The organism is Tannerella forsythia (assembly GCF_003860135.1).
Taxonomy (GTDB): domain Bacteria; phylum Bacteroidota; class Bacteroidia; order Bacteroidales; family Tannerellaceae; genus Tannerella; species Tannerella forsythia_A.
The window spans coordinates 1-13,743 of the sequence record NZ_RQYN01000006.1 but is presented as its reverse complement, the minus strand read 5'-3'; the positions used below and the strand labels follow the sequence as shown (position 1 = coordinate 13,743).

At 50.3% G+C, this 13,743-nt stretch carries 12 protein-coding genes; 7 read left to right on the top strand and 5 right to left on the bottom strand.

Annotated elements, in window-relative coordinates; all coding sequences use genetic code 11:
* Window positions 1–46: 46 nt before the first annotated feature.
* The 4 genes from EII41_RS02980 to EII41_RS02965 all read right to left on the bottom strand — a co-directional run bounded on the left by EII41_RS02980 (window position 47) and on the right by EII41_RS02965 (window position 3,753).
* On the bottom strand, window positions 47–520 hold the full coding sequence (locus EII41_RS02980) for a GAF domain-containing protein (protein WP_124752427.1): 474 nt from the start codon (window positions 518–520) through the stop codon (window positions 47–49).
* A 62-nt stretch (window positions 521–582) separates the two neighbouring features.
* On the bottom strand, window positions 583–1,215 hold the full coding sequence (locus tag EII41_RS02975) for a class I SAM-dependent methyltransferase (protein ID WP_260425456.1): 633 nt from the start codon (window positions 1,213–1,215) through the stop codon (window positions 583–585).
* 358 nt (window positions 1,216–1,573) lie between these two features.
* Entirely contained in the window at window positions 1,574–2,323 is a 750-nt protein-coding gene (locus EII41_RS02970) for a nucleotidyltransferase family protein (protein WP_124789361.1), read from the bottom strand.
* Window positions 2,320–3,753: a phosphotransferase gene (locus EII41_RS02965; protein ID WP_124752425.1), complete on the bottom strand. Its 1,434-nt coding sequence runs from the start codon at window positions 3,751–3,753 to the stop codon at window positions 2,320–2,322. Before EII41_RS02965 ends, EII41_RS02970 begins: the two co-directional genes overlap by 4 nt.
* Window positions 3,754–4,348: 595 nt before the next feature.
* Here EII41_RS02965 and EII41_RS02960 point away from each other — a divergent pair.
* From EII41_RS02960 to groL, 7 genes are all read left to right on the top strand, one after another.
* Window positions 4,349–6,409: a dipeptidyl-peptidase 3 family protein gene (locus EII41_RS02960; RefSeq protein WP_185711812.1), complete on the top strand. Its 2,061-nt coding sequence runs from the start codon at window positions 4,349–4,351 to the stop codon at window positions 6,407–6,409.
* Window positions 6,410–6,452: 43 nt separating this feature from the next.
* On the top strand, window positions 6,453–6,950 hold the full coding sequence (locus EII41_RS02955) for a Fur family transcriptional regulator (RefSeq protein WP_124752423.1): 498 nt from the start codon (window positions 6,453–6,455) through the stop codon (window positions 6,948–6,950).
* Between the two features lie 26 nt (window positions 6,951–6,976).
* Window positions 6,977–8,248 (top strand): adenylosuccinate synthase, encoded by a 1,272-nt coding sequence (locus EII41_RS02950; protein ID WP_124789360.1) that lies wholly within the window; start codon window positions 6,977–6,979, stop codon window positions 8,246–8,248.
* A gap of 110 nt (window positions 8,249–8,358) precedes the next feature.
* Window positions 8,359–9,045 (top strand): zinc metallopeptidase, encoded by a 687-nt coding sequence (locus EII41_RS02945; RefSeq protein ID WP_124789399.1) that lies wholly within the window; start codon window positions 8,359–8,361, stop codon window positions 9,043–9,045.
* 3 nt (window positions 9,046–9,048) lie between these two features.
* Entirely contained in the window at window positions 9,049–10,419 is a 1,371-nt protein-coding gene (gene hisS / locus EII41_RS02940; protein WP_124789359.1) for a histidine--tRNA ligase, read from the top strand.
* 227 nt (window positions 10,420–10,646) lie between these two features.
* Window positions 10,647–10,916: a co-chaperone GroES gene (groES, locus tag EII41_RS02935; RefSeq protein WP_124752420.1), complete on the top strand. Its 270-nt coding sequence runs from the start codon at window positions 10,647–10,649 to the stop codon at window positions 10,914–10,916.
* Window positions 10,917–10,964: 48 nt separating this feature from the next.
* The gene (gene groL, locus EII41_RS02930; protein WP_124752419.1) at window positions 10,965–12,599 is read left to right on the top strand and encodes a chaperonin GroEL; all 1,635 of its coding nucleotides are present in this window, start codon (window positions 10,965–10,967) and stop codon (window positions 12,597–12,599) included.
* A gap of 720 nt (window positions 12,600–13,319) precedes the next feature.
* Here groL and EII41_RS14500 read toward each other — a convergent pair.
* Window positions 13,320–13,743: Ig-like domain-containing protein (locus EII41_RS14500; protein ID WP_260425455.1), on the bottom strand; the 424-nt coding region annotated here is incomplete at its 5' end.

Below are 13,743 nucleotides of genomic sequence, written 5' to 3'. Positions count from 1 at the left end.
TTATGCTCCTGTCCCGAATGTTTCTTCTTCGACTCGCCGAGCGATATTACCACGGAAAAGCCTGCACGAGCTTCTCCAGCCAGACCACGTCGACGTTGTCGAACATCGCATACTCGTCGCTGTCGATATCGAGCACCGCCACGACTTCACCGTCGCGTATCATCGGAACAACAATCTCCGATTTCGAGGCGGAACTGCATGCGATGTGTCCGGGAAAAGCATCCACATCGTCGACCACCAGCGTGCGCCGTTCTTTCCAGGCGGTGCCACATACCCCTTTTCCGTGACGGATACGCGTGCAAGCTATCGGCCCCTGAAAAGGCGCCAATACCAACTCCTCTTCACGGACGACATAAAAACCAACCCAGAAGAAGCCGAACGTCGTTTGGAGAGCGGCCACAAAATTGGCCATATTGGCCACCCTGTCACACTCTCCCGAGAGCAAGCTTTTCATCTGCGGAAGTAACGTTTCATACTTCTCCGACTTCCCTCCCTGATGAATGATTATTTCTTCAGCCATAGTAAAATAGTCTTATAAACGGTTACATAATCGAGCTGCAAAAATAATTTTTCTCTTTCAAATTATGTTATAATGACACTGTAATCCATCACAAATCCGAAAAGACGGTTGCCTTTGATGGTGACGTTTTGAGCACCGGATTCCCGACACAAATCCATGATTCGTCTCTTCGACAATAAGTACATGTAGTCTCCTGCCGCCCATGATTTCCCGATACGCCTTAAATACCGGTCGAAAAAAGTCTTGGGTAGCCAGTGTAGAAACAGCGTCCGGGTGTGCAGTTCGACAGGAAAATAAACGTTCGGTGTCGTGAAATAAACCGTGCGACACGTACGCAGTAATTCTTTCAGGAATAAAAGTTGCCTGTCTTTTCCCCCGACATGTTCGATAACAGCGTTACTCCACCCGATGTCGAAAGTTTTCTCCGCAAAAGGGAAAACTTTTCCGTCATAAAGTACGGCCTCGACATCCGGATAGTTTTTTGTAAATTCGTCTTTGCCTCCTACACCGAGCGCCGTTATATTCGCCCGAAAGGGATAATGCTTTTCCAAGTAATTGTCGATCGGTGAGAATTCATGGTTGGCAAACCCTACATCCAACACTTTTGTGTCGGACGTAAATCCGATCTTCTCTTTAAAATACCTGTATTTGCGATCTCTGTTCTTTTTGCTGATAGCATTTGCGATTGATTTCATGATTTTTAGTAGGCTATAAACCTTTTAAAAAGAAACAAAGAGCAGTAAAATCGGTCTTTGTTTCTTGAAAAGCTTTATTTGCCGGTTCAATAATTGTTATACCTTATCCAAGATATTCTGCTTTAAAATTATACAAAGCTATATGTTTGGAATAAGAGAGCCAATGCAAAAATAGTTAATAATTGCTTTGGGCAAGTTTTGTGCAAATTGAAAGAGTCAGTTGAATTTTCTGAAATCTTACCTCAAAAGCATTCCGTTAAAATCGGTTTCGTTAGCCTTTTTCTCTAATGCGATACAAAAGACGATCCACACGAAAAAAAACTTAATCGTATTGTCCGCAATAAGGTGTTTTCTCGGCCTATAACAAACCGTTATCGCGTAACCATGTTGCTGCGTTGGCAAGCGCTTCGGGCTTGCCGATGTCCATCAGCCGAAGGTCGTCCTGCACATAAGGGCGGATCGGAGCTTTGGCACAGACCGAAAGATAGAAGTTGATGATCGAGAACTTGCCGGTCCATTCTTCCATCAAGTCGAAGATTCTTGGCGAGATCACATGGATGCCTCCGAAAGCATATTCCAAGTATTTCGACGGGTCGAACTGCGGATAGTGCGAGCGTATTTCGCCTGTGTTGCGGTTACGCCAGCCGTAGAGACGATTGTCTTTTTCCTGTCCGAAGAGCAGTCTTCGTGCGGCCTGGCGGTGACTTACCACAAGCGTGGCCAGCGCATCCGACGTCAGATGATGACGATAGAGCGCTCCCGGATCGATATTTGAGAAGATATCTACATTATGCACCAGAAACGGTTCGTCGCCTTTCAGAAACGATTGCGCCTGTTTAATTCCCCCTCCGGTATCCATCAGATAGTCGCGCTCGTCCGAGATGTCGATATGAAGTCCGAAATGATTTTTGGAAGCAAGGAATTCAATGATCTGTTCGCCGAGATGATGAATGTTCACGACGAGATGGGTGAATCCGGCAGCTTTCAGCTTCAGGATAATATGTTCGAGCATGGGCTTCCCGCCGACGGGCAGCAATGCTTTAGGAGTCTCGTCGGTCAGCGGTTTGAGGCGCGATCCGAGTCCTGCGGCAAAAATCATAGCTTTCATTTCTCTTTGGCTTCAAAAATCTCTTCGATGTTTTGCTCACGATGGATCAGTCGTACTTTGACATCGTACTTCTGATGCAAATGTTCGGCCAGATGTTGGGCTGAATAGACGGAACGATGCTGTCCGCCCGTACATCCGAAAGAAACCATCAAATTTGTAAACCCACGGTCTATGTATCGTTTGACGGATGCATCGACCAGCGAGTACACGTGTCCGAGGAAAGTGGTGATTTCGCCGTCATCCTCCAAAAAACGGATGACCGGCTCGTCCAGACCCGTGAAATGATTGAACCGTTCGTACTTACCGGGGTTATTGATTGCCCGGCAATCGAAGATAAAGCCTCCGCCGTTGCCGCTCGGATCGTTCGGGATTCCTTTTTTGTAGGCAAAGCTCACGATCTTTACTTCGAGCATGCGTTTGCGGCGTTCTTCCGAAAACTGTTTCAATTGGATCAGTTGTTTCAGAATGGAGCAGAGGTACGGATATTCCGGATAATCTTCGTGCAGCAGTTCGCGCAGATTCTCTAACGCATATGGTACGCTTTGGATGAAATAAGGTTTCTTCTCGAAATAGCCACGAAACCCATAGGCTCCCAGTACTTGTAGGGTGCGGAACAATACAAATTGTTTGAGTCGGTTACGGAATGCCGCCTCATTCACGTCCGTATATTTCCGGAGCGCCTGAATATATTCGTTGAGCAGTTCTTCCCGCAGCTCGTTCGGATACCGCGCCTTGGCCTGCCAGAGGAACGATGCGACGTCGTAATAGACCGGTCCTTTGCGCCCTCCCTGAAAATCGATAAAATAAGGCTCTCCGTCCTTGATCATTACATTGCGCGACTGAAAATCGCGGTACAGAAAGGTTTCTTCCGAGTCGCGTAGCAACATCCGGCACATCTGCTGAAAATCGTCTTCGAGTCGTGCCTCCTGAAATTCGAGACCGGTAGCTTTTAGAAAGCAGTATTTGAAATAGTTCAAGTCCCACATGACCAGTCGGCTGTCGAACTCGGGCTGTGGGTGGCATCGCGAGAAATCGAAGCCTTGCGCACCAGTGTACTGAAACGCCGGCAGCATCCGGATCGTCTTCTTCAGTAGCGCTCGTTCTTCCGGACTGAAGACACTGCTTTGCCGTCCTTTCTCGATGGCATGAAAAAGCAGCGTGTCGCCAAGGTCTTCTTGCAGATAGTAACGCTTATCGTCGGAATGAATATAGATTTCGGGGACAGGTAATCCCTGCTGCCTGAAATGATGCGCCATATAGATAAAAGCTGCATTTTCTTCGACGGACGTGCCGCATACTCCGATCAAGGAGTATTTGCCTGCCAGCCGGAAATAACGCCGGTTCGAACCCGACGACGGGAGTTCTGTCATCTCTCCGGCTTCCGTGCCGGTTTGCAGGCGATATAGTCGTTTTAATTCATCTGTTATCATTACGGGACACGAAGGTACGGCAAATTATTGGAAAAAGAAAACAGACCGTATGTTTTTCAACAGCAGATGTTGGGGTAGGGGGGATGAGGTGTACGGTAACAACGCGGTAGCTGTTTTTAGATATTTTTGTTTGCGAGTCCGGGGCTGCGGAAGAATAGGTTTTCATCATCATACGGAATGGTAACGAATGAAGATCATGAAGGATAGGTACGGATACTTCCGTCCGTCGTCGGAAAGCTTGGCGAGTTTCGTGGAAATCTCCGCGCGTTGTCGAGAGGTCTGGCGAGTTTCGCGGTAACTTCCGTCCGTCATCGAAAGGCTTAGCGAGTTTCGCGAAGACTTTCGTGTATTGTCGAGAGGCTTGGCAAGTTTCGCGGAAACCTCCGTCCGTCGTCAGAAAGCTTGGCGAGTTTCGTGAAGACTTTCGTGCATCGTCGGCAAGGTATACATAGATAAGCATATATCCATATCCTCTATTTCTCAACGCCATTGCAGTAATGTCATTTTAATGCGTCAGCCCTGATTTGTCGTTACGAAAAAACGGACGTTTCCAAATTAATCATTAACTTTGCACGTCTTGAAAAATAATGACTCGATGAAAAAGTTAATTCTATCACTTATGACAACCGTAATGTTTACTGCCTGCGGCAACAAATCGCAGACTGTTCATGATGAAGCTGCAAAACAACAGGAAATCGACTACACGGTCGATCGTTTTGCCGACATCGAAATACTTCGCTACGAAGTCCCCGGATTCGAAGCCTTGACTTTGCAACAAAAACAGTTGCTTTATCATCTCTCGGAAGCCGCGTTGATGGGGCGCGATATGTTGTTCGACCAGAATTGCCGTTACAACCTTGCTATTCGTCGTGCGCTCGAAGCCGTTTATCAGGAATATAAAGGCGATCGGAACGATGCGCAGTTCAAGGCGCTGGAGACATACCTCAAACGTGTATGGCTGGCTAATGGGATTCACCATCATTATGCCGAAGATAAATTCGAACCGACAGGTCTTACACCGGAGTTTTTTGCCGAATGTATTCGTCAGGTCGATGTGGCCCGCCTACCCCTTCGCGAGGGGCAGAGTGTCGAGCAATGGCTTGAGGAAATCACGCCGGTTATCTTCGATCCGAAGGTGATGCCCAAACGGACCGTACAGAGCGGTGAAGGCGATATCCTTCTGGCTTCGGCGAATCATTACTACGAGGGAGGTATCACGCAGAAAGAGGCCGAAACGTTCTATGCCCGCATGCGTCTCCCGAACGATACCACGCCTGTCTCCTACGGCCTCAACAGCCGGTTGGCCAAAGTAAACGGAGAGCTTGTCGAAAAAGTCTGGAAAGTGGGCGGATTGTATACGCAAGCGATTGAACGCATCGTCGACGAGTTGCAAAAAGCCGTTGCCTTTGCCGAGAATGACGCGCAGAAAGCCGTTATCGAGAAGTTGATCGAATATTACCGCACGGGCGACCTCAAAACGTTCGACGCCTATGCCATCCTCTGGGTGAAAGACCTTGCGTCGGAAGTAGACTTTGTCAACGGTTTTACGGAGACGTACGGCGATCCGCTGGGCATGAAAGCAAGCTGGGAGTCGATTACGAACTTCATTAATCGGGAGGCGACGAAGCGTACAAAAATCATCAGTGAAAACGCGCAATGGTTCGAAGACCATTCACCGATGGACAAGCGTTTTAGGAAAGAAGAGGTGAAAGGCGTCACAGCGAAAGTTATCACCGTAGCGATGCTTGGCGGCGACTGTTACCCGACAACGCCGATCGGTATCAATTTGCCGAATGCGGACTGGATCCGCAAGCACTACGGCTCCAAGTCGGTGACGATCGAGAATATCACGGAGGCTTACGATAAAGCCGCGAAAGGAAACGGGTTTAAGGAGGAATTTGTCATCAACGATACGGAACGCGAACGGATCGAGCAATACGGTTTTATCACCGACAATTTGCATACCGACCTGCACGAATGCCTCGGGCACGGCTCGGGACAGCTGCTCGAAGGTACAGACCCCAATGCGCTCGGAGCCTACAGCTCGACCCTCGAAGAGGCGCGTGCCGACATTTTCGCGCTGTATTATCTGGCCGATAAGAAGCTGCTCGAACTCGGCCTGTTGAGCGATCCCGAAGCTTACAAGGCGGAATATTACAAATATCTCATGAATGGTTTGATGACTCAGCTCGTTCGCATAGAGCCGGGCAAAGACATCGAAGAGGCGCACATGCGAAACCGGCAGCTGATTGCCCGCTGGGCTTACGAAAAAGGGAAACCGGACAACGTCGTTTCGTTCGAGAATCGCGACGGTAAGACGTTCGTTTCCATCAACGACTACGAAAAGTTGCGGACGCTCTTCGGCGAGCTCTTGGGCGAGCTTCAACGCATCAAGAGCGAAGGAGATTTCAATGCCGGCAAGCAATTGGTAGAAACGTATGGCGTCAAAGTAGACCGGGCTCTTCACGAAGAGGTGCTGGAGCGTTATCAGCGTCTGAACCTTGCTCCATACAAAGGATTTGTCAATCCGGTCATGAAGGAAGTGAAGAACGCGCAGGGCGAAGTGACGGATATTACACTCGACTATACCGAAGGGTATGTAGAGCAGATGCTTCGGTATAGCAAGGAATATTCTTTCCTTCCGACATACAATTAAAATCGACGGATTATTTAACGTCAAGAACAGATAAGAAAAAGAGATGAATCCAGACCTGTATGACTTTGAGAAAATGAAGGCCCGGTTTTCACGCTATCTGATTGAGAAGGGGATGCGTAAAACAACGGAGCGTTTCATGATCTTGGATCATATCTGCCGGATTCAAGGACATTTCGACGTCGAGATGTTGCACAAACAACTGGACGACGATCATTTTCATGTCAGCAGGGCTTCCATCTACAACACGATCGAGACCCTCATGGACGCGCATATCGTGATCCGTCATCAATTCACCGCGCAACTGGTGCAGTATGAGTTGCACGAGGTGGCGGCAACACATCATCATGCGATATGTAATTACTGCGGAGCGGTGAAGGAAGTCAAAGACGAGCGTCTCTCGAGGGAGATAGAGCGCTTTCGTACTTCGCGGTTCACGTACGAGTATCATTCGCTCTACGTCTACGGCATCTGTTCGAAGTGCAAATTCCGGATGACACACCGGAACAAGCGGTCGGCGGCTGCTCGGAAGACCGAAAAATAAACGAAACAAAAAAATAATACAAGAAGATGAAAGTAGATGTTCTCTTAGGTTTACAATGGGGCGACGAAGGCAAAGGAAAAGTTGTCGATGTATTGACACCATCCTACGATGTGGTTGCCCGTTTTCAGGGAGGCCCGAACGCCGGACATACGCTCGAGTTCGAAGGAAAGAAATACATCCTGCGTTCCATTCCGTCCGGGATTTTTCAGGGAGGTAAAATCAACATCGTCGGAAACGGCGTCGTGCTCGACCCGTTATTGTTCAGAGAAGAAGCCGAATCGTTAGCCGCCAGCGGATACGATATTCGTAAACAGCTGCGTATCTCGAAGAAAGCTCATCTGATCATGCCGACGCATCGAATCCTCGATCAGGCCAATGAAGCAGCCAAAGGCACCGGTAAAATCGGTACGACCGGCAAAGGCATCGGCCCGACCTATACGGATAAGATCAGTCGCAACGGCTTGCGTGTCGGGGATATTCTCCACGATTTTGAAAAGAAATACGCCGAAGCCAAACGCCGTCACGAAAATATGCTGCGTGCCATGAACTACGGATACAATATGGCCGATCTGGAAAAACCGTGGTTCGAAGCGCTCGAATACCTGAAACAGTTCGAACTGATCGACAGCGAACATGAGATCAACGAATGCCTGACCGAGGGTAAGTCGGTACTGGCCGAGGGTGCGCAAGGCACGATGCTCGACATCGACTTCGGTTCTTATCCGTTCGTTACGTCATCGAATACCGTCTGTGCCGGTTGTTGTACGGGGCTCGGCATCTCTCCGCGAAGTATCGGCGAAGTGTACGGTATTTTCAAGGCCTATTGTACGCGTGTCGGAAGCGGTCCGTTCCCGACAGAGCTGAAAGACGAAACGGGCGAAGAAATGTGTCAGCGCGGACGCGAATTCGGATCTGTGACCGGGCGTAAACGTCGTTGCGGATGGATCGATCTCGTAGCGTTGCGGTATGCGATTATGATCAATGGCGTTAGCCGGCTCATCATGATGAAGAGCGATGTGCTGGATACGTTCGATACGATCAAGGCATGTGTCGCCTATCGGATCGACGGGAAAGAGGTTACGCGCTTCCCTTTTGAAGTGACGGAAACATCGACGACTCCCATTTATACGGAGCTTCCCGGATGGAAGACCGATATGACAAGGATGAAAAGCGAGGACGAATTTCCGGAAGAGTTTAATGCCTATCTGTCCTTCCTTGAAGAAGAGCTGGGCGTTCCCATCAAGATCGTATCCGTAGGGCCTGACCGTGAGCAGACGATTATCCGGTATACCGAATAACCGTCGTGCATGTGTTTTCGGCAGATGACTGACATTTTGTCGGCTGGCACTGTTTTTGCAGCAGAGCCGATGATATAGTATTAACTTTAATAGTAGTAGAAACAATGACTATGTATTCTTTATATTGGGTGCTCTTTATCGGCATCGCCGTCATCAGCTGGATTGTATCGGCCCGGATGCAGAGCAAGTTTAAAAAGTATTCTCAAATCCCGATGCCCAACGGCATGACGGGACGCGATGTGGCAGAGAAAATGCTGCGTGAAAACGGGATTACGGATGTGCGGGTGATCTCGGTTGCCGGACAGCTGACGGATCATTACAATCCGGTGAACAAGACGGTGAACCTCAGTGAACCGGTCTACGCGAGCAACAGCATTGCCGCCGCTGCCGTAGCGGCGCACGAATGCGGGCATGCCGTACAGCACGCGACGGCTTACGGTCCTCTTAAGATGCGCTCGGCGCTTGTGCCTATCGTCAGTTTTTCTTCCAATATCGTGCAGTGGGTACTGCTCGGAGGCATGTTGATGTTGAAAGCTTTTCCCCAACTGCTGCTGATCGGCATTCTTCTGTTTGCCGTGACGACGCTGTTTAGCTTCATCACCCTGCCCGTCGAAATCAATGCCAGCCGTCGGGCTTTGGCATGGCTGAAAACAGCCGGTATCACGAATTATCAGACGGACGGAATGGCCAAAGACGCCTTGCGCTCGGCAGCCTATACGTATGTCGTTGCCGCACTCGGCTCGCTGGCGACCCTTTTGTATTACATCATGATCTTTTTAGGCGGAAGACGAAACTAACGCATGGCACAGAAACCTTCTATTCCGAAAGGAACGCGCGACTTCTCGCCCGAAGAGATGGCCAAGCGCAACTATATTTTCAATACGATTCGCGACGTTTATCACCTCTACGGCTTTCAGCAGATCGAAACGCCCGCCATGGAGAATCTTTCCACCTTGATGGGGAAGTATGGCGAAGAAGGCGACCGCCTGCTGTTTAAAATTCTGAATTCGGGCGATTGTTTGTCGGGCTTTACGGACGATGAACTGCGTGAACGAAACGCGCTCAAGTTTGCGGCGAAAGCCTGTGAGAAAGGATTGCGTTATGATTTAACCGTGCCCTTCGCCCGTTTTGTCGTGCAGCATCGCAACGATATTTCCTTCCCGTTCAAGCGCTACCAGATACAGCCCGTATGGCGTGCCGACCGGCCGCAGAAAGGTCGCTATCGGGAGTTCTATCAATGCGATGGCGATGTGGTCGGGTCCGATTCGTTGCTGAACGAGGTGGAATTGATCCAGATCATGGACGAAGTGTTCCGCCGTTTCGGCATACGGGTGTCTATCAAGATGAATAACCGTAAAATTCTGACCGGTATTGCCGAGATGATTCGCGAGGCGGATAAAATCACGGACATTACCGTGGCGATGGATAAGCTCGATAAGATCGGCCTCGACGGCGTCAACGACGAATTGCGGAGAAAAGGCATCTCGGAAGAAGCGATTGCGAAGTTGCAACCCATTATCGTGATGAAAGGCGATAACCGCGAGAAGATGGCTGTGCTGAAAGAGATGCTCGCCGGATCCGAGACGGGTCTGAAAGGGATTGAAGAAACGGAATACATTCTGGATCATATCGAGCAACTGCCGCTTACGGCTGCGCTCGAAACCGACCTGACGCTGGCGCGCGGACTGAATTATTATACCGGCACCATCTTCGAGGTGAAAGCGCTCGATGTAGAGATCGGCAGCATCACCGGCGGAGGCCGGTATGACAATCTGACGGGCGTATTCGGGATGGACGGTATGTCGGGGGTCGGCATCTCGTTCGGAGCAGACCGGATCTACGACGTGCTCAACCAGCTCGACCTCTATCCGGCCGATTCGCTCCAAACGACGCAGGTCATGTTCGTCCATTTCGGCGAAAAAGAAGCCGCATATCTGTTACCGGTTATGGCACAGGTGCGTGCGGCCGGCATACGTGCCGAGCTTTATCCCGAAGCGGCGAAGATGAAGAAGCAAATGGGCTATGCCGATGCGAAAAAGATTCCGTTCGTGGCGCTCGTCGGCGAAAACGAAATGGCCGAAGGAACGATCAACCTCAAGAATATGCAGTCCGGCGAACAGGAATCCGTCGGTAGGGACGAACTGATTGAACGGCTGCTCGCTCACGGGTAAGCGTCCCGGAGAGTGATCGGAAGCATCGGCGGAACGAATGGCCGAAAAAGGTGCCGAGTGAGACATCTTGTCATATCCTTGGGTCGAATCTCTGACGTATTGTCGGCAAACGTGACAGATTGGTGGGATAGATTGCATTTGGCACGGTATTCGCATTCGCATGGGCAGCAGATCAAAACAAAATAGAAACAAATAAATATAGCATTAACAATTAAAACGTAGAAAACATGAATGTTAAACCATTAGCAGACAGAGTGCTGGTTAAACCGGCAGAAGCTGAAGAGAAGACGGCGAGCGGAATCATTATCCCGGACTCGGCCAAGGAAAAACCGTTGAAAGGCGAAATTATCGCGGTCGGTAAGGGTACGAAAGACGAAGAGATGGTGTTGGCTCAGGGCGACCGTGTGCTGTATGGCAAATATGCCGGTACGGAAATCGAGCTCGACGGAGAGAAATACTTGATCATGCGTCAGTCCGACGTTTTGGCTATCATCTGATCAACCCAACGAAATATTAACGAATCAAAAGATTAATAACAAAATATCATGGCAAAAGAAATTAAATTCGACATGAATGCCCGCGACCTTTTGAAGAAAGGTGTGGACGAATTGGCAAATGCCGTTAAAGTAACATTAGGCCCGAAAGGTCGCAATGTCATTATCGAAAAGAAATTCGGCGCGCCGCAAATCACCAAAGACGGTGTAACGGTGGCGAAAGAAATAGAGCTCACGTGTCCGTACGAGAACATGGGCGCGCAGCTCGTGAAGGAAGTGGCTTCGAAAACGAACGACAAAGCCGGCGACGGAACGACGACCGCTACCGTTTTGGCACAGGCCATCATCGGCGTAGGGCTGAAGAACGTAACGGCCGGAGCCAATCCGATGGACTTGAAACGCGGGATCGACAAGGCGGTATCGAAAGTAGTAGAAAGCATCGCGTCGCAGTCCGAAGCGGTAGGTACGAACATGGACCGTATCGAGCATGTGGCTAAAATCTCGGCCAACGGCGACGAGAGCATCGGCAAGTTGATTGCCGAAGCGATGCAGAAGGTGAAGAAAGAAGGCGTTATCACCGTCGAAGAGGCCAAAGGAACGGAAACGACGGTCGACGTGGTGGAAGGGATGCAGTTCGATCGCGGTTATATCTCCGCTTATTTCGTGACCGACACGGAGAAGATGGAAACCCAGTTCGAAAATCCGTACATCCTGATCTACGACAAAAAGATTTCGGTATTGAAAGACCTGCTTCCCATTCTGGAACAAGTCGTTCAGTCGGGTCGCGCCTTGCTGATCATTGCCGAGGACATCGACAGCGAAGCGTTGGCTACGCTTGTGGTGAACCGTCTGCGCGGTGGGCTGAAAGTATGCGCCGTGAAGGCTCCGGGCTTCGGCGACCGTCGTAAGGCGATGCTCGAAGATATTGCCATTTTGACAGGCGGAACGGTGATTACCGAAGAAAAAGGTATGAAACTGGAAGATGCCAAGATGGATATGCTAGGATCGGCCGACAAGGTCACGGTGAACAAAGACAATACGACGATTGTAAAAGGGAACGGCGACAAGGCCGCTATCGAATCGCGTATCGGCCAGATCAAGGCTCAGATCGAAACGACGACGTCGGACTACGACAAGGAAAAACTGCAGGAACGTCTGGCCAAGTTGGCAGGCGGAGTAGCGGTACTCTACGTCGGCGCTCCTTCGGAAGTGGAAATGAAAGAGAAGAAAGACCGTGTAGACGACGCGTTGCATGCTACCCGCGCGGCGATCGAAGAAGGTACGGTGCCCGGTGGCGGCGTGGCATATCTCCGCGCTATTTCGGTACTCGAAGGCCTCAAGGGTGAGAACGAAGACGAAACGACGGGTATCGAAATCGTGAAACGCGCCATCGAAGAGCCGTTGCGTCAGATCGTGAACAACGCCGGTAAGGAAGGCGCCGTAGTGGTGCAGAAGGTAAAAGAAGGCAAGGGCGCTTTCGGATACAACGCTCGCACAGATGTGTACGAAGACCTCTGCGAGGCCGGAGTCGTTGACCCTGCCAAAGTGACACGTATCGCGCTCGAAAATGCCGCGTCGATCGCCGGCATGTTCCTGACTACCGAATGTGTCGTAGCCGATAAGAAGGAAGAAACACCGGCTCCTCCGATGAACCCGGGCATGGGTGGCATGGGCGGAATGATGTAATTCCCGATCGCTATCGCAAAGTAATTAAATATAGGTATTAGAAAAGGGCTGCCCCCCCGACGGAGTCATCGACTCCTCGGAAGGGGCAGCTTTCTTTTTCGGGGCGTTGAGCCTCTGCGGGCGTTGAGGTGTTGAATTGTTGAGGTGTTGAGGTGTTGGCTACAACAATTACGAATGACGAATTACGATGTCCGAACGCAAATGACGCGAATAACCGCAAATGAACGCAAATGAAAACTTGTGCAACTTGTCATAAACTTGTGCAACTTGTGGTATTAAGTCAGGCTTTCAGCCCTTCAAACAAGGAATGGGCGTCGATCCCCCACCCTGACGGGATGGGGCTGAAATAGATCGGGCTTTCAGCCCTTATAACCCCCTTCGGGCGTTGAGGTGTTTAGTTGTTTAGTTGTTGAAATGTTGAGGTGTTTGCCCGCCATGGTGTGGATATGAACATCCCCCTTGCCCCCTTCAAAGGGGGGAATCCGTGGTACCCGCCGAACCATGTACCCGGTATAACCATTGAGAACTGACAACAGACAATTAAATTCGCGTTCATTTGCGCCCATTCGCGTCATTCGCGTTCGGACATCACCAACATGACAAAAAATAAGGGCGGACACAAGGCCCGCCCCTACATTGACTACTCTTGACTACATTGACTACCTTTGACTACATTTTTCACTTTTCACTCTTCACTTTTCACTTTTCACTCTTCACTTTTCACTTCACAAGGATTTTCCTTACCCTTTCTCCTACGCGCACCAGATACATGCCGTCGGCTAACGGCTGAACGTGGTCGTTTACTATCGCGCCGTTTACATTATATATATGTACCGTCGCGGCGTTGGGCAGGGTGAGGTGCAGCGCTCCGCCGTGTGCCCACATGCGCAGGCCGTCGATCGTTTCGTTGGCCACGGTCATGATCACGTTGAAGTCGCACGCGTCGCTCCGGCCGCTGCCGTCGTTGGCAGTCGCGGTGATGGTGGCTTTGCCTTTCTTATGGATCGTCACTAATCCGGTGGCATCGACCGAGGCGACCTGCGGATTGTCGCTCGTCCACGTCAGCGACTTATCCGTGGCATTCGACGGGGCGACGGTGGCCGTGAGCTGCACCTCTTCGTAATCGCCGTTGACCGTAAACGTG